18 protein-coding genes are annotated in these 18,964 nt (G+C 59.2%); 3 read left to right on the top strand and 15 right to left on the bottom strand.

What is annotated here, in order from left to right; translation table 11 throughout:
- Positions 1-39: 39 nt before the first annotated feature.
- The 3 genes from OEL83_04675 to OEL83_04665 are packed head-to-tail and all read left to right on the top strand — an operon-like array spanning position 40 to position 1,537.
- A complete protein-coding gene (locus OEL83_04675; GenBank protein ID MDK9706323.1) occupies positions 40-234 on the top strand; it encodes a hypothetical protein in 195 nt (64 codons plus the stop codon).
- Positions 235-267: 33 nt separating this feature from the next.
- Positions 268-642: a hypothetical protein gene (locus OEL83_04670; protein MDK9706322.1), complete on the top strand. Its 375-nt coding sequence runs from the start codon at positions 268-270 to the stop codon at positions 640-642.
- On the top strand, positions 623-1,537 hold the full coding sequence (locus OEL83_04665) for a tyrosine-type recombinase/integrase (protein MDK9706321.1): 915 nt from the start codon (positions 623-625) through the stop codon (positions 1,535-1,537). The genes OEL83_04670 and OEL83_04665 overlap by 20 nt, the downstream gene beginning before the upstream one ends.
- 600 nt (positions 1,538-2,137) lie before the next feature.
- Here the strand turns inward: OEL83_04665 and OEL83_04660 are convergent.
- The 15 genes from OEL83_04660 to OEL83_04590 form a co-directional block, all read right to left on the bottom strand.
- Complete coding sequence (locus OEL83_04660) at positions 2,138-2,638, bottom strand: hypothetical protein (protein ID MDK9706320.1); 501 nt, start codon at positions 2,636-2,638, stop codon at positions 2,138-2,140.
- 91 nt (positions 2,639-2,729) lie between these two features.
- Complete coding sequence (locus OEL83_04655; protein MDK9706319.1) at positions 2,730-3,008, bottom strand: hypothetical protein; 279 nt, start codon at positions 3,006-3,008, stop codon at positions 2,730-2,732.
- Positions 3,009-3,011: 3 nt separating this feature from the next.
- A complete protein-coding gene (locus tag OEL83_04650; GenBank protein ID MDK9706318.1) occupies positions 3,012-3,782 on the bottom strand; it encodes a hypothetical protein in 771 nt (256 codons plus the stop codon).
- A 453-nt stretch (positions 3,783-4,235) separates the two neighbouring features.
- Positions 4,236-5,747, bottom strand: coding sequence for an ATP-binding cassette domain-containing protein (locus OEL83_04645; protein ID MDK9706317.1), 1,512 nt, complete (start codon positions 5,745-5,747; stop codon positions 4,236-4,238).
- A gap of 343 nt (positions 5,748-6,090) precedes the next feature.
- Positions 6,091-9,396: a CHC2 zinc finger domain-containing protein gene (locus tag OEL83_04640; GenBank protein ID MDK9706316.1), complete on the bottom strand. Its 3,306-nt coding sequence runs from the start codon at positions 9,394-9,396 to the stop codon at positions 6,091-6,093.
- A gap of 2 nt (positions 9,397-9,398) precedes the next feature.
- Positions 9,399-11,627 (bottom strand): AAA family ATPase, encoded by a 2,229-nt coding sequence (locus tag OEL83_04635; protein MDK9706315.1) that lies wholly within the window; start codon positions 11,625-11,627, stop codon positions 9,399-9,401.
- Positions 11,579-12,061 (bottom strand): ERCC4 domain-containing protein, encoded by a 483-nt coding sequence (locus tag OEL83_04630; GenBank protein MDK9706314.1) that lies wholly within the window; start codon positions 12,059-12,061, stop codon positions 11,579-11,581. Before OEL83_04630 ends, OEL83_04635 begins: the two co-directional genes overlap by 49 nt.
- Complete coding sequence (locus tag OEL83_04625; protein MDK9706313.1) at positions 12,061-12,534, bottom strand: DUF669 domain-containing protein; 474 nt, start codon at positions 12,532-12,534, stop codon at positions 12,061-12,063. The genes OEL83_04630 and OEL83_04625 overlap by 1 nt, the downstream gene beginning before the upstream one ends.
- A gap of 12 nt (positions 12,535-12,546) precedes the next feature.
- On the bottom strand, positions 12,547-13,317 hold the full coding sequence (locus OEL83_04620; protein ID MDK9706312.1) for an ATP-binding protein: 771 nt from the start codon (positions 13,315-13,317) through the stop codon (positions 12,547-12,549).
- A gap of 26 nt (positions 13,318-13,343) precedes the next feature.
- On the bottom strand, positions 13,344-14,360 hold the full coding sequence (locus OEL83_04615) for a PD-(D/E)XK nuclease family protein (GenBank protein ID MDK9706311.1): 1,017 nt from the start codon (positions 14,358-14,360) through the stop codon (positions 13,344-13,346).
- Positions 14,357-14,695: a hypothetical protein gene (locus tag OEL83_04610; protein MDK9706310.1), complete on the bottom strand. Its 339-nt coding sequence runs from the start codon at positions 14,693-14,695 to the stop codon at positions 14,357-14,359. The genes OEL83_04615 and OEL83_04610 overlap by 4 nt, the downstream gene beginning before the upstream one ends.
- A 104-nt stretch (positions 14,696-14,799) precedes the next feature.
- A complete protein-coding gene (locus OEL83_04605) occupies positions 14,800-15,384 on the bottom strand; it encodes a sigma-70 family RNA polymerase sigma factor (GenBank protein ID MDK9706309.1) in 585 nt (194 codons plus the stop codon).
- Between the two features lie 195 nt (positions 15,385-15,579).
- Positions 15,580-15,906 (bottom strand): hypothetical protein, encoded by a 327-nt coding sequence (locus OEL83_04600; protein MDK9706308.1) that lies wholly within the window; start codon positions 15,904-15,906, stop codon positions 15,580-15,582.
- 173 nt (positions 15,907-16,079) lie between these two features.
- Entirely contained in the window at positions 16,080-18,182 is a 2,103-nt protein-coding gene (locus OEL83_04595; protein MDK9706307.1) for a 7-cyano-7-deazaguanine synthase, read from the bottom strand.
- Positions 18,172-18,960 carry a hypothetical protein gene (locus OEL83_04590; protein MDK9706306.1) on the bottom strand — a complete coding sequence of 263 codons (789 nt, stop codon included), beginning with the start codon at positions 18,958-18,960 and terminating at the stop codon, positions 18,172-18,174. The genes OEL83_04595 and OEL83_04590 overlap by 11 nt, the downstream gene beginning before the upstream one ends.
- Positions 18,961-18,964 lie beyond the last annotated feature (4 nt).

Below are 18,964 nucleotides of genomic sequence, written 5' to 3'. Positions count from 1 at the left end.
TGGTCCCGCATCCAAGAAAACCGGAACCGGAGGCAGGCCATGACCTACGACAGAAACCGCCAGCAGGCACTCAAGGCGTACAGAGAAAAGCAGGAGAACATCACCCGGCTGATAGAGGGCATTCGCGGCAAGCTCGAAGCGGACGCGAAGCAGCCGGACATCACCTGGGCGAGCGTCGGCTCCCTCGGCCACGTCGAGGAACTGCTGCGGGAGCTGGACGAGTTTCTGTCCTGAACACACCGGGCCACCAACAAAGGAGACATCGACATGACCGAATGCACCGTGCATCAAGCCGCAGAGGCTTTCATCGGCTACCTGCGGGAATCCGGAAAGAAAGAGCGGACCCTTTACACCTACCGGAAGGACCTCGACGTGGTGGAGGCCTTCTTCGGCGCGGATCGCCAGCTCGCCGAGATCCGGCTTCCCCAGGTCGGAAAGTTCTACAAGTCCGACCTGCTGCTCAAACTCCCTGACGGCAAGGAGCGGGCCGAGCGCACCATTGCCAAGACCGTCCGGGTTTTCCGCATGATGATGGTCTGGGCCAGGGAGTCGGGGCGCATCGAGGAGCTGCCGCTGCCCAAGAGCACGCCCATGGGCCACAGCCGGGTGAAGGAGTCCAGCGATGACCAACCGAACGGCTGACCTCGATCTGACGGGCGCGACAGAGGCGTTCTGTGCCCGCCTGTCGGCCGAAGGACGCTCCCCGGCGACCATAGCCGCATACCGCCGGGACCTCGCCCTGGTGGCCCGCGTGGCCGGGAAGCTGGTCCCTGGGATCGTCTGCCGGGAGGTCACGGTCGGGTTCCTCGACCAGGTGTTTTCCGCCGGGGCGGTCACTGAGAGTGAGCGAGGCCCACGCTCGGCGGCCTCGCTCCATCGGATGAAGGCGGCGGTGCGGGCCTTTTTCGCCTGGGCCGCCGAGACGGGCGTGGTCGGTAGCAACCCGGCCCGGTCTATCCGCATGCATCGGCTGCCGAGAAAGCTGCCGGTCTTCCTGACTACCGCCGAAAAGAAACGTCTGCTCAAGGAACTCAAGGGGCGGACCGATTTCTCCACGCTGCGCGACCGCGCCATGATCGAGGTGTTGCTGGGCACGGGGATCAGGCTTGGCGAGCTGGCCGCGCTCGACATGGATGACATCGACCTCGACGCCAAGCATCTGCGGGTGCGGGCCAAGGGGAATGTGCCGCAGGTCAAGTTCATCAAGACCGACCTCCGCACATTGCTGCGCCGTTACCTGGCCGAGCGTCGTCGACACGGCCGCCCAGAAATGGAAGCCCTGTTCCTGTCGAACCGGGACGGCAGACTCTGCCAGCGGCAGATAGCCAACCGGCTCGCCCACTGGCTGCGGAAGGCCGGGATCGAAAAGGAACTGACGCCGCACGGGCTGCGGCATACCTTCGCCACCCACCTCTACGGCGCGACCAATGACCTGCTCGTGGTGCAGCGGGCCTTGGGGCACCGGGACGTGTCCACCACCCAGATCTACACCCACCTCGTGGACAGTCAGCTCGAGGAAGCCCTCGAACGCCTTTGATCCTTCCGGACCCGACGATGGGAGCGGCCTCGGCTGCTCCTGTTTTCGTTGGGCGAGACAGTGTCGAAGACAGTGAATGACAGTGCCCGCAGAAGAACACATCCGCCGATGATGAATGATCATGACGGAGGGTCTCTACATCCCGGGTGGGGCGGGAAATATCGATTGACCGGAATTTCTCCTTCGCTGTCTGTCGGCCGCACATCGCTATAACTGCTTGGCTTGTGCGCTCCGGGCGCGGAACACACATGGCAATATCTGCTTGGCATATGCGAGGGCCGTTGCCGAAGGAATGGCTGTTTGCGGGGCTTGTCCGGTTCGGCCTGGGTCTCGACATGCCAATATCTACTTGGGTTATGTGAGAGAGCCCCGGCGTGAACATGCCTATATCTGCTTGGCTTATGCGGTTCGGCTTATGCGCACACATGCCAAGCGGATATCGGGAGCTGCAGGAGGAAGTCGAGGAGTGGAAATGATGATCGACGGCCGGTGAATGCCGATTCCGAAAGTGCAAGGAACACGTCTTATCCGCAATTCCTGGTGAAGCTGTCTGCTGCAAGTCGCCGTGTGCCGGGGTCATCGGAAAAGCCCTCCATGGTGTTATCCGCAATTCTTTCCGCGTTTCTTGCGGCCGGAGGTTTTCGTGGCTGAGGCGTTGGCGGCCTCGGCCACCTTCTCAAGCAGCGCCGCCGCCCATTCCGCCGGAGAGGTCTGCGGACCTTTCGGCTCCTCACCCTCACGGGCGATCTTGGTGGTCTTGAGATCCTTCATGTGGCAGCGGATCATCCGGTCGAGCTTCTCGGCGGCGTCGGTGTTCCCCTCGATCTGGGCGCGGACCAGCTTCACCGAGTAGACGCCCACCAGCTCCACCTGCAGGAAGTCGCTGGACTTGTTGAACTCGAAGTCCTGGTTGAGGCGGTCGATGATCGCGTCGAACATGACCTTCTCTTCCGGCGTCAGGCAACGGTCGGCGAAGATGCCGTGACGCAGCCGGTTCTGGTTGCCCTCGGGCGCACCAGGCCCGCGCCGGGGCGGTTCGGTCTTGCCCTCGTTGCGGTGCCAGCGGTCCAGCGTCTCTTTGTCCGGTTTGTTTAGTGCCACGTGGAAATCCTGCCGAATATTGTTTTCCCAAGCCGGGATACGGGGCGGGAGGCCGATTTAGCCTCCAAACACGCTCCCGCCGGTTCAGGGATTACTTACCGGAAGCGGCGCTCAACTGTCGGTCTCGATCCTGTTTTCGTTCAGCGGCGATGATCTGGTTGACCCGGCGGGTGGTCACACCGGCGAGGTTGGATATCTCCTGGCTGCTGATCCCCTGCAGATGAAGGGCAAGCACCAGGTCGCGGCGTTCCTGGTAAAACCGGCTCGGTGCAGGGACCCAGAGAATTCCGGTGTAATGCTTCTGGATCTGATCGAAGAGTTCCTCGGGCAGGACATCCTTGGCGTTGGCGTAGCGTTTCTTTTTTTTCACGTCTCAATCCTCCATTTTCTTCATCCACGGCTGCGGCACCTCCGGGTTGTAGAATCGCAGCGTGCTGGGACGCCCGGACTTCGGCCCGTGGATAATTTCAATAAAACGCTCGGTGACCTCGCCAATCTCCTGATCGCCATCGACGAAACAGACCAGGCCGTAGTCCTCGCCGCAGGGAAACCGAAACCGGCCCTGGTTCTGATAGAGGCGTGCCTCGGACCAGCCCTTGGCCAGGGCCTCCTCACGGATGGCATCGACCTTGGCGACTGCCTGGGAAGTCACCGGCTGCTTACATTTCCAAGCTTGGTTCCCGGGATAAATCCAGTCCTTTGTGGCAACTACGACAGGTTTCTCCTGGGCCTCGGGACGAAGCGCGGGTGGCCGATAGTTCTTCGTGGAAAAGGAATGCAGTACCCCCTGCAGGTTTTCCTTGCCGAACTCCCGGATGGCCAGCTCCTGCAGGGCGTTGAATCGCTGCCGCAGCGTATTCCAGGCATCCTCGGGGAGCTTTCCGGCCTTGTGCGCGGCTTGGGCGGTGACCATGCGGGAACGTAGCCAGGCAAAGTATTCAGGCGACAGACGGCGACACAGCGTGCCGTTGATCTCCCTGTCTTCAGGCCAGTCGCGGGCGTCCTCGATCTTGTGAACGTCGAGCCCGGTGGAGACATAGATGGCGGGCTGCGGTGGTTGCGGTGGTAATGATGGGGTTTCACATCCAGCCGAGGCGTCCTGCCCTCCGGCGGTGTGCTTGATCATGGTTTTCAGAAGGCTCATGGCTTCAGGCTCCAGAAATACGGGTTAATCGCTTTTCCCGTTACTTACCGGAGCAGCCCTGAAACCGTCGGTGACCATCTGCTGCGGTGGATACGTGCGGTGGCTGCGGTGGTCGTGCGGTGGAAGGTTTTCTCGTCCCACCGCAGGGGATGGTTCTTTGTTTGTTATTTGTTTTTAGATAGTTATGAAGAAAGAGAAGATAGAGTGCGGTGGTTGCGGTGGTATTTGGGGAATGTCTCTCTCGCTGGGTCGGAATTTCTCTAGCGGGGGACGCCGGGTTGGTAGGAAGAAAAAAAATTTCAGCCCATAGGGGGTGAGACCTCTGGATTGACCACCGCAACCACCGCAAAGGCCATGAAAGCTTTGTCTGGTAAGGGTTTGGCGTGCGGTGGTCATCCACCGCAAGAGACAGCGGTGTTCACCGCACCACCGCAAAACCGGAGCTGCGAATACTCAATCCGTTGTCTTTCGATTATCTATAGAAATCATAACGTTCGTTTCATGTTGACCCAGGTGCCACCGTTTACTAGTGACCTGTTGGAGGAAATGCAAATCATGGCTGATCAGCAACAGGCCACAGGGGCAATCTCTCAGGGCATTCTCTAAGCACTCGATTGCTGGAAGATCGAGATGATTTGTCGGTTCATCCATAACAATTAAATGCGGCTGACGAATAATTCCAAGCGCCAATAGCACCTTGCGCAATTCACCTGGGCTGATATCAAGGTTATGTAACAGTCGTTCAGGGCGTGACCCAAGAGCACTCACCACTGTCATGATTTTACCAAGTTGTTCATGGGAAAGGTGATTTACATCTGCCATGATTTTTCGGGTTTTCATCATGTCAATCTCTTGCGGTAAATATACCAAATGCTCATTAGGAATATCTATGTGGTTAAGAATATGTCGAATAAAAGTTGTCTTTCCCATTCCATTTGCTCCAGTAATAGCAATACGATCGTCACGTAGCATTGAAATCTCTGGTATATGCAATTTTCTTGATTCATCGAGAGCGATTATGTCAGCAGGAATAGTAAAGAGGATTCGACGTGGAGAGACGGAACCATCGATCCAGAAATGAGTTGCATAGCGTTTCTTGATTTTTATCTCAGAAATTTGTTCCTGCCCATGCTTTATACGACCTTTTAATTGCTTAGCAAGACGCCCGGCATGACCATCCTGTCCTGAAACACGAGCCAGGTCGATTTTGGCACGCCCATCGCTGTCACCACGTGCCAAATGACGTTTCGATTTCTTTTTGTTGGCGCGTGAGGCTTTAGCGCAGCGACGTTTCGACTCGTCCTTTAATCGTTCCAGGTTTTGTTGCAAACTATGACGTCTATCCTGCAAACTTGATTCTTCCCGTTTAACATCTGCGGCAGCTTTCGTATAATTGCCAGGTTGTATTATGGCTTGAGGGGGGTCGAGAAAAATACATTGCTGGCAAAGAAGGTCAAGCAAATCTCGGTCATGGCTAACCAGCAGACCAATACCACGAAATGATGTAAGCGCTTCTATAAGCAGCTCACGGGCCGTAATATCAATATGATTGGTCGGTTCATCAAGAAGAAGGACATCCGGTTGTTGCCAGAGAGCGACAGCAATTTGAGCACGCTTACGCTCGCCATGACTTAGTGTCTGCCAGCGACTTACCCAATCATCGCCAATCCTTAGCTTTCCACGCAGTACGCATGCCTCTGCTTCAACCGTAGAAATCAAAAGTGATAGCTGTGCCGGAACATCGTCAGTGCGCTGCGGGCAGAAAACTATATGTCCGGACCGTTTGATAGTCCCTTGCTGTACCTGTAGATGTCCTGCCGCAAGTTGCAGAAAAGTCGTTTTCCCTGCACCGTTTGGCCCTACGATTCCTGTCCATCCTTCCGCAAGATGAACTGTGATATCCTCAAGCAATGAGGATATTGCACTATCATAAGAAAAGGTAACGTTTTGAAAAGATATTGACATTGTTGACCTCCAAGCATGCTGTAACAAAACATACTGGACGTCCCATTCCCATGGAATCAGCTAAAATAAAAAATGCCACGTCTTAAACGTGGCATTCAAATCATAAACGCTGAAGCCACCCAAGATCTACGGAAACAGAACGCCATTTTTTGGATAATTTAACGATCCAAAATGGGAACACGAAAATTTCGTGAAGGCTCGTTTCCGTTAGATTCTCAAGGGTATACCTCCATATAAATTTACTTTTAACTTAGCATCACAGGATGATGGCGTCAAGTTTTGCCTTTGATTTTGATAAAGTTCAGTGTCGTCATATCATCCAGTTTGGGCAAAAAAATTCCATTTACCTGCTCTTGTGGCAGATCCGGTACTCGAAGTTCTTGGTGTGGGCGTTGCGCTGCCGGTCGATGTCGAACCCGGCGTCCCGGATGACGTCCAGGTCGTTGCTGATGCGCCGACCGAGCTGAGCGGGCTTCTTGTATTCGAACTCGAGGTTGAATTCCCGGCCGACCCTGCGCAGCGCAGCGAGCAGTCTTCCCGCCGACACCGGTTCCATGGTGTTCTCGTTCTCGAACCTCACCTGGTAGCGTTCGATGAACCCCACCACATGGTTTGCCCGGTCGTCCTCGCCGTAGCGGGCCTTCTCATCCAGCTCCACCGCGTTCTGATAAGCGTGGAAGAGCGACGCCAGCGCCGTTGCGATGGGGTTCGACTCCCGCGCCATCTCCTGGCTGGTGTCGTTGATGGAATGGATCTGCTCGATGAACAGCGGGCTCAGATCCTCGAGTCCGGTGGTCACCTCGTGTTCCTCGGACCCGGCCAGCATCATCAGGTACATCAGGCTCAGATAATCGTTGCACCGGCGTTTGCCATGGGTCGGCATGGTTCGGTGCAGCAGGCGCATGACCTGTTTCTGGGCTCCGTCCCGGATCATTGCCAGCACATGGCTGGTTCGCTTCATGATGGCCGAAATGATCAGATCCCGGTTCTGCTGGATGGCGGAGATGACCTCCGACTCCAGAAAGCAGTCGCTGGCCTGGTTGGCGAGGTCGAAGTTGATGACGAAGGACCTTGACAGTATCTCCGAAAGCTCCCCGCACAGCGGCTCGATGCCGGTGGTGTTCAGCAGGCATTTGGTCCGCTCGGTGATGGTCTCGCTGTCGGTGCCGCTCTTGCGCTTCTCCTTGGCGATGCCGGTGATGCTGGTCAGCATGAAGGTGGTCAGATCCTCGGTCATCTGCTTGACCTCGATGTTGTCGAGGACGATGAGCGGGTTCTGCGAGCCATCGGTGTAGTTCGCCGCGTCGGTGGCCTTCTTGTGCTGGGGCTCGCCGTAAAGCAGCGTCGACGTGATCTTGCTGGCGGTGGTCTTGCCCGATCCGGCCGAACCCTCGAAGCGGGTCATGGGCCGCGTCCCGGCAAAATCGATCAGCAGGAAGCAGGAGAGCCAGGAAAGGATGAGAAAGCGATCCCCCTGCGGGCAGGTCATGTTGCCCACGAGCAGATCGACCAGGAGCCGGTCCGCCTCTTCGAGGTCGGCGTCGGGCAGGAATTTCAGCGGCTTCATCTTGCGCGAGCCGTCCAGGATGATGCCGTCCTCGTTGCCGCCGTTCTTCATGATCTGAATCTTGTCCGGGGTGATCTTGGCGATCTCGTGCTCCGGATTGTTCAGGTTGAAATAGACGGTGTAGGAGGCCACATCGGTGTGCAGCCAGGAAAATTGGTCGCGCACCTGGCCACGGATCATCGCCAGGCTGGGCAACACCTCGAAAAAAGTCCGTCCGCCGTTGGAGGTCGGCACCATGCCCGTATGCTTGTAGAGCATGGCCGCGTAATGGCGCTTGCGACCCCGATCCGGCGAATCCATCCAGTAGATGGCGTTATCGAAATACATGAACGGCTCGCCCTGCAGGGTGTGAAAGAACTGGGCACCGTTGGCGGTGAACCAGTCGTAGGCCGCCTCGGCGGCCAGGGTGTAGTCGGGAGCGCCGTTCTCCAGTTCCGTGTCGATCAGCACCTCGTCGACCCGGGCGCGGCATGATCCGGGCATCGCGCCGGACATCCGCTTGGCCTTTTTCTTTTCGTTCCGGAACTCGACCTTGCGGTCCTTCTGGATGGCGCGGATCTGTTCCTTCAGGGTGGCCATCGAAACGCCACCGCCGATGCGCTCCTGCACCAGCTTCAGCAGGCGGGCCTGTTCCAGCGGCGACTGCTCGGAAATCTCCCCCAGGATCGGTTCGAGCAGGCGGTTGCGTTCCTCCTCTTCAGCGCCCTCGGGCAGCGAGCGCACGCCGAACTCGATGGGCGTGCTGGCCTCGGCGAGCAGGCGTTCGAAATCCTCCCGGGTATGCCCGGCGGCAATGTAATCGTTGACGTCGATCTTTGCGGTGGCGAGAAGCGCCTCGGCCGCTTGGATTTCCTCGGCGGGCCGTCCCGCCAGCAGCTTGGCCAGCTCCTTCGGCCCCACGCTTGCCGTCAGGCCGAAGCGTTCGGTCAGCTCCTGCCGGGCCGAGAGCTGTGTCTCCGACAAGGGCAGCGTCACCAGGCGGGTGTCGATTTTGTGTTCGGCCAGGGTGCGAGCGGTTTGCAGCGCCCCTTTGAGACCGGCCTGGGAGAGTTCGTTGTCCTGGCAGATGTAGACAGTTTCGACGCCGCGCAGCTTGGGGATCAGGCGCTCCCAATCGGCGGCCCGGATGCGGACGGTGACCGGAGATACGGTGGGCAGGCCCAGTTGCATCAGCGCCAAGCAATCGGTCACCCCCTCGGTGATGATCACCTTGCCGGGCCTCGCCAGCAGGCAGTCCTCGTTGAACAGCAGCGCGTTGTTGATGAAGTCGGCGACGTAAGGCCGTTGGTGTTCGTCGTGAACCGGCAGTTTCTTGTATTTCCCTTGCTCCCAGCCAACGTCCGGGGTCCACGGCGTCTTGCGGCCGATCATGAACACCACCCGGCCACGGCTCCAGTAGGGAAAGACGATCCGGCGCTCGAAAAATGGCGTCAGGCCGTCCTGGCTGGTGGGACGGAAAGCGCCGGTGGCGGCGAGCTCCCGCTTGGAGAAACCGTCCTCACCCCCGGTCAGTTGGGCGACCGCGCCGGACGCGTTGTCCGCGTAGCCGATCAGGAGATCGTCGATGGTCTCCTCGCTCAGGGCGTATTTGGATTTCAGCCAGTCGAGGACCTCCGGCGACTCTTTGAGTCTGGCGTGGTAAAGCCTGGCCAGCGAGGTCAGCGCGTCCTTGACCCGCAGTTCGAAGGCGCGGTCGGCCTCCGTCTGGGCGAGACGCTCCTGGCTGAGGCCATAGCGCGACAGCGGCGGCAAGCCCGCCTTCTTGGCGAGATAGTCCCGGGCCTGACGGTGGCTGTCCGGCATCGGACCGGATTGCCCGGCGGTGACCGAGCCCGTCTGAATGAACTCAACGAGCTGCAGCACATCACCGCCGACTCCGCAGCCGAAGCAGTACCAGCCCTGCTTGTCGAGCATCACGTGCAGCGACAGACGCGACTGGCTCTGATGGTTGGGGCAGTCGCACATCAAGCGCTGGCCGGTCTCCTGGGTGATCCGTCCCGGCAGGAGTTCCCGGGCCACGTCACCGATGTCCATCTCGGTGACGTGCCGGTAATACTCCCTGACGTTATCCGTTCCGCCCATACTCATTCGGCCTCCGCGACACGGGCGAAATCGGCCTCCGCGTGCTGGGCGGCGTCCAGAAACAGGGGCAGAAAGGTCCGACGGTCATCCACCTGGCAACGCTTGGCGCAATTCTGGATGCCCCAATGGTCGCCCAGGACAATGGCGGTGCGCCGGGCGCGGGTCACCCCGGTGTAGAGCAGATTGCGGTGGTGCATGAAGGAATGCGCCTTGTGGACCACCACCACGGCGCAGGGGAATTCGGACCCCTGGGTTTTGTGGATGGTGAGCGCATAGGCGAGCTGCAGGTCCTGAAGGTCGGGCGAACCCTTTTCCATCTCCACGGGCATGCCGTCGAAGTCGATGACCAGGGTGCCGTTCGCGAGGACATCGACCACATAGCCGATGGCACCGTTCATCACGTTCAGGTCGTAGTTGTTCCGGGTCTGGATGACCTTGTCGTGCTTGAGAAACGGGGCGCGGCGGCCCATGGCGACCAGCGGTACTTCGGTGTTCCAGAGTTTTCGCTGGATGAGCCGCTGCAGTTCCTCGTTCAATTCCTTGGTGCCGAGCGGCCCCTTGTGGGTCGGCGTCAGCACCTGCACGTCCTTGATGATGTCGAAACCCAGGGCGTCGAGCCGCTCCTGAAACAGCTCCAGCAGGAACGAGCGTGCAGCCATCGGATCGGTGAACTGATCCACCAGGTACCAATCCCGGCATCCGGCCACCGACGCCTCGCTGGTCTTGCGCACCTCGCCCTTGAGAACGGCGGTGCAGTTCTCCTTGAGGACGCCAGCCTGGCGCACGACCTTGTCGAGGATGACCGTGGGGATGGCGCGTGTCTGGATCAGATCGCGCAGTATGTTTCCGGGTCCCACCGGCGGAAGCTGGTTGTGGTCCCCGACCAGCAGCACCGTGGTCCGCGACAAATCGACCGCCTCGAACAGGTGCCAGGCCAGCGGCACGTCGACCATCGAAAACTCGTCGACCACCAGGACGTCGGCATCGATGGGGTTCTCCTTGCTGCGCGAGAAACCCTTGCCGTCATAGCCGAGCAGGCGGTGGATGGTGGTGCCGCTACGGCCGCTGACTTCCTCCAGGCGTTTGGCGGCCTTGCCGGTCGGCGCGGCGAGCACGACCTCCAGATCGCTCTCCTCGCAGATGGTGTTGATGACTGAAATGGTGTAGCTCTTCCCCGAACCGGCTCCACCCGAAATCAGGCTGATGCTGTATTGGAGGGCCGAGCGCACCGCTTCAAGCTGCTTCTCGTTCAGCGTCGCCGCGCAGCGCCGAATCAGGGCATCGAGTTTCTTGACGGACTGGAAATGCAGGTTGGGTGTTTCGGCCTGGCCGAACAGCGAGGCCAACTCCCGCTCCATGCGGACGATCTCCGGCAGAGCGACCACGAAACGACCGCCGTGGGAATCGCAGGCAAGCGCCTGTTCTTCGATGAGCGCGTCGAGGGCGCTCTCGATACGAACCCGGCTGTCCAGGGCATCCATGACCAACAGCAGATTGGCCTGGTCGACCAGATCCTCGTATTCGATCCAGCAGTGGCCATTGTCCAGAGCTTCACGGACGCAGAAATTCAACCCGGCCCGGATACGGGGAACGTGGTCCTTGGGTGTGCCCAGCTTGCGGGCAATCTTGTCGACCTTCTTGAAGCCGAATCCCCGGATCTCCCTAATGAGGATGTACGGGTCTTCCTTCAGGATATCGAGGCAGTTGCCGCCAAGCCTTTCGACCAGGGTGGTGACCTGATGATGGGTCAGGCCGAATGCCGACAGCCAGGCCATGACGGTGTTGACGCTACGGTTCTTCAACCATTCGTCACGCAGCCGCCGGGCCGCGTCCATGGGTAGCCGGGCTTTGAGCGCAATGCGCTCGGGGTCATTCAGAAGGGTTTCTTCAAAAGCGTCGCCGAAACTCTCGACGATCAATCTGGCCTTGGCCGGACCAATGCCCTTGATCTCCGGATGGTTGGCCAGATAGTGGATCAGCCCCTCCGGATCGAGTTCGAGGTCGTGCTCCATCCCGTCGACCTTGAACTGACGGCCGTATTTGGGATGGGTGGCCCACGACCCGAGCAGGACCACAGGCTGATTTTCCCGGGCGAACAAATTGCCCGCGAACTGGACTTCCTCACCGGTCGGGGTGAGCAGTCGGCCTGCGGAGAACTTGGGTCCGGCATAGTAAACGCGCTCTATTCTTCCCCGGAGTCGCGCCGGGTTACTCTCATTTCTTTTTGGCATCTCGCGATCCTCCGGTGAAAACGTGTCAGGTACTCCTCGACAAAACGGCAGGCGGCCTGCCGGTCCGAGCAGAAGTAGACGGGGACACCGAAGTCGACGACGATGGAGGCGACCGTTCCGATCAGCGCATGCGGGTGGGCATCGCTGCGGTAGCGGCCATCGACCAGATCGCGAAAGTTGCACTCGACAACCACGCAGGCGGATTCGTAGGCGGAGAGCTTTTCTAGCTCGCGGTGAAACCGCTTTCGCCCCCGGATGACGGTGGAGACGAAATCCGTCAGGGATTTGCGCTCCACCGCCACCCGTTCCTCAAGGCCGACCAGTGAGTAATCACCGGCGGGCAGCGCCTTGCGAACCGCCGAAACCTTGTCACTATCGAAGCTGTAGGGCTCCTGTTCGCGGGTGTCGACGACAACGGTGATCCGGTCCATCATCAGAACGGGATCATGTCGTCCATCGCCGCGCCGGGAGCCCCGGCATCGTCGGCCATGACAATGCGACGGTTGAAGTAGATGTTCTCGTTTTCACCGCGAGTGCGCTTGGTCACCTCCAGCTTGATGTTGAGAAGCTGCTCGAGGTGGCCCGGCAGGTCGGAGAGCTTCTGGAGCTGCAGCCCGCAGGTGTAGAGGTCCTGCTTGAGCCACTTGATGTTCTCGTTGCTGGCCATGACGTTGTTGCGCCAGAGCAGACGACCCTTGTGGGTCGGCGCGAGAATGCGCAGGGTCCACTTGAGCATGGGGTTGCCCGAGGTCTGGGCGCGGGTCAGTTCGACCCGGTCGACGTTGACCTGGTACTTGCCGTCGGGGACGGCCTCGAACTCGCGTTCCTCGACTTCGGCGGTTTCAAAGGCGTCGTCGAACTGCGCCAGGTCGAGGTTGCTGCTGGATTGGTTTTCGTAGTGTTCCATGGTCGGATCTCCTTACTGTTGGGGTTTCGCCGCCGCACTCGCGGTCGGCTCCGGCTTCGGCCGGGCGGCACTCGCCGCAGCTCCGGCTGCCGTGTTGTTGAACGCTTTCATGAAGCTCGAAAAATCGAGGGGGATGACTTCGGGGAGTCGGCCGGTGCGGTCACCGGCGTCGTAGTTGGGACTGGGCTTGGTGCGCATCACGCGCTGCCAGACCGGCTTGCCGTCTTCGCCGGTTTTCATGTCCAGGTCGCAGAACAGAATCAGGTCCACCAGCCCGGTAACCAGCTTCCGCGCCTTTTCCGGCAGCGTCGGCACGATGCGGGTGTGTTTGCCGGTCCGGGTCTCGATGTCCCGTTCCTGGGAGTGGGAGATCAGGATCAACCCATAGGGCAGGAAGGCGAGCTTGTTGATGACGCGCTGGAACTCGTTGTTGATCAGCGCGTAGCCCTTGCCGTAGCCCAGGTCGGATTCGTGCTCGATCTTGAATTTCTTGCAGACGTAGTCCGAGCACATCTTGTAGGCGTTATCCACCGTGTCGACGACGATGGTCTTGAACTCGTGCTTGCCCTCGGCGATTTCGGCGCAGGCCTGCAGAAGGTCGTCCCAGCAGGTGATCGGGGTCTGGAACACCTCCAGGGCGTTCAGACCCGGCTCGGTCGCCAGGAACAGTGCGTCATTGGCCTTGGAGCACCAGGTGCTCTTGCCGATCTTGCTCGGGCCGTACACCAGGGCGGTGAGGTCCGAGAGCGTGTGTTTGGGTTTGCTTTTGGTCTTGGGAAGCATGGCTTCGTCTCCTTATGGTTGGGATTTCAAAACACCGGAGCGGCGTCTTCACCGGCTCCGTCCCGCAGCTCTTCGTGCGGGGCGATCCGTTGGAAATGGTTTTCGATGACGTTGGGGTTGCCGCCCGAGCGGCAGAGCTGGAAGTAGGCGCAGGGTCTTCCGTACTGGAAGCAGTAGCTGGTGTTGCGGTAGAAGGTGTCGCGCCGACGGGCGTCGAGCATGGCCTTGGAGAGTTCCCACAGCTCCGCCCGCAGTTCCTCGAACTGGTCTCGGGAGATGTAGAGCACCTCGCGATGAAACATGCCCGGCTCGAGGTACTTCTCCTGGAGTCGTTGCTGGAAGGTTTCGTCGTCCTCCGGCAGCTTGCGCTTGGCGCTGCTCTTGCCAGTTTTCGACTTGGCGATCAGTTCGTCTCGGCGGGCTTCGTATTCAGCTTCGGTTTCACCCTTGCCCTGGCGCAGCCGGGCTTTGACCAGGACGTTATAGATGATGCCGCTGACCGTGATGCCGAGGGTCTGCTCCAGGTACCAGGCGTAGAGGATGATCTGGAAATCAGTCCACAGCCGCTCCAGATAGCTGGCGTCGATCTGCGCGGCGGTTTTGTGTTCCAGCAGAAAATACTGGCCATCCTGACGGACGATGCCGTCCACCTTCCCGGCGAGAATGAAACTGCGCGAGGTCGCCCCGGTCGCCGGGTTGACGATGGGACCTTCGAAGGTCTTCTCGAGCGCGACGACCTCGAACTCTTCGGCCGGGTAGTGTTTCGCATAGGCGCTCATCATGGCCCGGGCGAGATGCCAGTCGGCCTGTTGATGGTCGTCCTGCGCCCTGTTCGGATAGGTCCGGTCGATGTGGTCGAGGACCTTGGCCAGATCCCGCTCGCCGTGCCAGCACTCCAGGCAGTCGTGAATGACCGAGCCGAAGGCCAGATTGGGGTCGCGCTCGAGTGGCACCAGCTCGTCGATATAGCGCCACTTGCAGGCCATGCGGCAGTTGCGGAACAGCCGCCACATGGAATAGGTGGTGGTCATCAGCTCGCTCATACCGCCACCCCCGCTGTCGCGGCGGCGGGCGCTGCCCGATGCTTGGAGGCACAGGCGCAACCCGACGGCTGGGATCGTTCGATCAGGACCGAGCGTTCGCCGTATTCCTTGGTGGCGAAGCCGGTGAAGATGCGGGCGAGGTCGCTGCCGACATCGGTGGAGGCGTCGATCACGCAGGTGCGTCGGGCCTTGTCCAGATTGAACCGGCTCTCCATCCGCACACGGGAACGGCCATGCAGGCTTTCGACGGCCAGCATCGCCAGCATGAAAGTGTCTTCCAGTTCCTGGGCCGGGACCGACTCGTCAAAACGGTACTTGTAGGTGTCGTGAGTCATGGTTGAACTCCTCTTTTGTTCAGGTTCTGATTTCCGAGGCCCCGGATAGCCGCACCATGCGGCACGGTGCTTACTTACCGGAGCCAGAGCTGATGCGTCGGAGATCACAGGTAGTCCTCGAGCCCGGCCTCGCGGAACGCGTCCCGGAGCTTGCTCAGCCGGTCGTAGAGGGTGGTTCTGGGAATGCCCATCTCCCGGGCGACTTCGGCCATGGTGCTGTCGTACAGGCGCACGCACAGATCCCGGAGCTCTTCCGGCAGCGAGGCGATGGCCTGGCCGAGATCCATGCGGATCTCATGGGCGAGGCGCTCCCTTGTCTCGCGGGTGCCGCCTCCCAGAGAACCTTCGCTGTCCAGGAACTCGATCCGCTCGGTGGTGTCGCCTTCGCCGTTGTCGAGGGGTTCGTTGAGTGAGGTTTGGCAGAGCCGCCAGTCCCGGCATTGGGCGAACCGGGCCTCCAGGATGGTGGAGATGTGACGTTCGACGATCCGGGCCATGAAGGTGGTCTTCTTGGCCTTGGCGGGATTGAAATGCCGCATCCGCTGCAGCAGATCGATCATCAGTTCCTGTTCGAGGTCGGGTCTGTCGTCCTCGGTGAATCCGGCCTTGCCTACGAGTTGACGTGCATTGTGCCGAATGAGGTCGGCGGCATACTTGTCGATGCCGTCGTAAGAATTTTGTGAAACCATCGGGGCCTCCTCGGAGCGAGGAGGAGGTCCGCGTGGGTGTCGGCACGGGCCAGATCACAGGACAAAGCTGTCGCGTGGGCGAAGGGGTCGCAGGTACGCCGCCAATTGCCGTATTCGGCTCGGCGACACCCACAACAGCCTCCGCCATGCGTCCAGCTTGTTGTCCAGTGTCTAAGGGTTCAGGTCGTTACGTGTTCAGGCTGCCCGTTCCTCGATGCGCATCAGGAACGGGAGACCGTGTTTGATCTCGAGCAGGCAGACTTTTCCGCTGCCCATCTGCGCGAGGTGCTCCAGTAGCGCCACGACCTCTTGCTTGAGGATGAAGTCATCTTGGTCGCGCTCGGGCCGGGGACCGCTTTGTCCGCCCAGCTTGATCTCGCGCTCGATGACCGTGTCAGGGGTGAGTTCCGGCTCGCCGTCGCGGACCGGAATGTTGGTGATGCGGCCGAAGTTGATGTCCTGCATCAACTCGATGAGTCGCCGCTTCGGTGGGGTGAGGTGTGCTTTGTTGACTTGTGCCACTGCCAGTCTCCTTGTTCGGAAGTTCTGGCACGCCCGGTGGCCAACCCTGTGCTGACCAATAAAAAACGCCGGATCGCGCCTTCATTGGGGAAGGCGCTACATCCGGCGTCGCAATGGCTACATTTGGCGTAGCGGAAATATTTTTTAGTTTTTTCTTCCTGGGTGGTCCCGGGTCACTCGTTGACTATCGGGCGGACCTCCCAAACGATCTCCTCTTCGGTCCGGTAGACCGGTTCGTTGCCGCACTTGATGGACTCCTTCAGGTGGGCGGCCAGCGGCTTGTCATACTTGTCCAGATACATGATGGCCCGGTTCACGGCACTCCGGAAGGCGTCGCGGATGTTCTTCCGCTTGTCGTTGGATTTCCGGAGTTTGCCACCCAGACCAACCGCCTCGTTGATTGCGGCGGTGATCTGGGTCATTTCGTTCTCAAGCCGCTGGATTTCGGCATCGTTGTTTTCTGCCCGGGCTTCTTCAATTTCCCGAAGAAGCTCGTGAGCCGTCTCCCGGTATTGCTCGACGGCCTTGCGGTCGGCAACGAAGCCGGTATCACCCAACGGAACCCCCTGGGTGACCTGAAAACCTTCATCGGTCTCATTGGAGTTCAGGACCGCGTTGCAGCTATCGATGGCGAACCCGCAGACGATCTCGTAGACCGAGGTTTCATTGTTCGGCCTTGCCAGGAGGAAATTGATGTACTCGGCCCCTTTATCAACACCCGTCACAAGCACTTCGGCGTTGCCGTTAAAGCGTGCCGCCCAGACACCCCCGCGCTTCCTGAAGTAGTTGTCCGGCTGCTTCTGCTCAACCGGAATGGCGGGGACGGAGATTACCGATCCCGATTCATAGACCGTCCTGAGTAGGCAGTCTCCCGGCAAGGTGCGTTGGCGGATGGCGGTGATGTTGCGGCCAACCATTGTGTCCATTGCATCGCAGACCTCCTTGGCGTGGCGCTTGTAAAGGTCATAGACCTTCTGGGCCACTTTTCCGGAGTTCCCATTAAGGTAGCGGAAGACCCGACTGACCTCGCTGAATCGGGCGATAAACTGGGTGATGTCGTCCTGCTCGCGTACCTGATTGGCACGCTCCAGGTACGCGGCTGTCATGATCTTGTCCTCGTCCTTGCTTCGGCTTTGGGTGAAGATGTCGGCTTTATAGGCTTCCACTGGGTCATATTGATCGGCTTTTGCCGCAATCATGGCAAAACGCCTGTCGATACACTGGGAACAAGTTCCGCAATGCGTATGGTGATTGGTCATCTCCCAGGTATGGGTGCAGGTGGTCGATGCCGCGATCATGTCCTGGCATCCGGCCTTGGTGATCACCTCGATGACACCGGCCTTGGTTTTCCAGATGTAGGGATTCTCAATCGTGAACGGTTCGCCAGCCACCAGGCTGATGATTTCCTGAAAACCTCGGATCACCCTGGGGTGGGTGGTGCGTGTTGCCCGGCCGCCGACTACCTGAGCGCAGACCGGCAGATTCAAACTGATGACCCCGTTTTCGTAAAAACGGACGCTTTTCAGATTGAGCATTTTTGCGATGGTCGCCCCGATAGACACATAGAGGAAGGATCGGCTGCGCTGGGTGTACTCGTAGTTCAGCCCCTTGTTCTTGTTGACCCGGACGCCGATGTGTAGCGGGGCGTTTTCCCCAGCCTTGTCGGCAATCATCTTTTCCAGTCGCCGGTGGCGCGTGTTGAGCTTCGGTGTCGATTTGTGGGTAACAAGGACGACCTTGTGTTTTTCATTCAGAACTTCATCGATGGCTCCCGCCAGCGAGTCCAGCCCACCTGAAAACATCACTACCTGTTCCGGATAGCCGAAGAGCCGTCCGTCATCATCAAATTTCAGATATCCCTGGAATGCCTGAGCCTCTTTCAGTTTGACGAACTCGAAGTGATAGTTGTCGTCAGACAAGAAACCAAGCGTGGAGCGCAGCGCCTGGTGGATATCGTCTCCGTTCCAAAAATCTGGCTTCCGCACCGGGATGATGAAGTGCAGATCCCTGCGCCAGCCATGGCCAAAAGAATCGACGTCGTCGGCCCCTCGTGGGATGGCCTGATCGGCACTGTAAACGTAGGTGGCGATTTCGAGCAGGTCCTGGAAAGAATCAGGCACGTCCTTGCTCATCTTTTTGTGGATGTCTTCAATGCGTAGGGTGATCTTGTCCGGCCCATCCTTGCCCCAAAGGCGCAGGCGCAGATCACGGTCAGGATTTTCTTCAATCCCATCGGTCGGTGCGTTCCCACAGATGATATATCGTTTATCTTGCATCGGCTCGCGCTCCTTCTTTTAGCTCGTCCTTCATCTTTTTCAGCGCGTAAGAGGCGAAGCCATTGGAAGACTCCCTGGAGATGTCACCACCTTCTTCGTACCTGTGCTTCGAAAACCAATCTGCTGAAAACTGCTCGACGATCAGGGACGCCTCTTTACAGTGCGTGTTCAGAGCCTTCTCGAATTGTCCCATTTCATTCATGGTGGCAAAGCGCTGGCCCTCGCCCAGATGGGTAGCCAGCGTTTTTGAGAGGAAGTAGTTCATGCTCTCGTTGGTCAGCTTGGCGAAGAAAGTCCGCGACAGCTCTCCGAACTCCCGCTTTTTCCCGAGCGCTGCCAGTGCGGCCCGAACATCATCTGGCCCGGGGGCGAAGAGAGACGGCAGTTTTGGTGAGATGTGCTCTACCAGGGCTCCGACCAATGCACGCTGAGACATTTCACCGAGGTCGGATCGGCCACCGTTGGACTCCAATTTGTTATCCAGGGCCTCGGAGACTGCGGCTGCAAGATCGGGAAGAGATGTATCCTGCGGCAGGTTGACGCCGAGGGATTGGAGATGCTCGCCGAGGTTCTCCTTTTTTGCGGCAATGGCGAGTTGCGTCATCAACCAGACCGCCTCGGTGAACCCCTTATCGTTGAGCACGAAGGTGAATGCTTTATCGGCTGCCCGGATTGTTGCGTTTGCGATTTGGGACACGTCGGCACCGGCCGTGATCAGGCCGACCACCTCTTTCCATGCCCTCGACCTCGGAAGGCTTCCAAGTCTGACGTGCCCCATGTCG

This window comes from Desulforhopalus sp. (assembly GCA_030247675.1).
Lineage (GTDB): Bacteria > Desulfobacterota > Desulfobulbia > Desulfobulbales > Desulfocapsaceae > Desulforhopalus_A.
This window is presented reverse-complemented; position numbering and strand designations above follow the sequence as displayed.

Coding starts and splice junctions, on each gene's coding strand:
- OEL83_04675 (MDK9706323.1), top strand. CDS start 40: ATGACCTACGACAGAAACCGCCAGCAGGCACTCAAGGCGTACAGAGAA.
- OEL83_04670 (MDK9706322.1), top strand. CDS start 268: ATGACCGAATGCACCGTGCATCAAGCCGCAGAGGCTTTCATCGGCTAC.
- OEL83_04665 (MDK9706321.1), top strand. CDS start 623: ATGACCAACCGAACGGCTGACCTCGATCTGACGGGCGCGACAGAGGCG.
- OEL83_04650 (MDK9706318.1), bottom strand. CDS start 3,782: ATGAGCCTTCTGAAAACCATGATCAAGCACACCGCCGGAGGGCAGGAC.
- OEL83_04645 (MDK9706317.1), bottom strand. CDS start 5,747: ATGTCAATATCTTTTCAAAACGTTACCTTTTCTTATGATAGTGCAATA.
- OEL83_04640 (MDK9706316.1), bottom strand. CDS start 9,396: ATGGGCGGAACGGATAACGTCAGGGAGTATTACCGGCACGTCACCGAG.
- OEL83_04635 (MDK9706315.1), bottom strand. CDS start 11,627: ATGCCAAAAAGAAATGAGAGTAACCCGGCGCGACTCCGGGGAAGAATA.
- OEL83_04630 (MDK9706314.1), bottom strand. CDS start 12,061: ATGATGGACCGGATCACCGTTGTCGTCGACACCCGCGAACAGGAGCCC.
- OEL83_04625 (MDK9706313.1), bottom strand. CDS start 12,534: ATGGAACACTACGAAAACCAATCCAGCAGCAACCTCGACCTGGCGCAG.
- OEL83_04620 (MDK9706312.1), bottom strand. CDS start 13,317: ATGCTTCCCAAGACCAAAAGCAAACCCAAACACACGCTCTCGGACCTC.
- OEL83_04615 (MDK9706311.1), bottom strand. CDS start 14,360: ATGAGCGAGCTGATGACCACCACCTATTCCATGTGGCGGCTGTTCCGC.
- OEL83_04610 (MDK9706310.1), bottom strand. CDS start 14,695: ATGACTCACGACACCTACAAGTACCGTTTTGACGAGTCGGTCCCGGCC.
- OEL83_04605 (MDK9706309.1), bottom strand. CDS start 15,384: ATGGTTTCACAAAATTCTTACGACGGCATCGACAAGTATGCCGCCGAC.
- OEL83_04595 (MDK9706307.1), bottom strand. CDS start 18,182: ATGCAAGATAAACGATATATCATCTGTGGGAACGCACCGACCGATGGG.
- OEL83_04590 (MDK9706306.1), bottom strand. CDS start 18,960: ATGGGGCACGTCAGACTTGGAAGCCTTCCGAGGTCGAGGGCATGGAAA.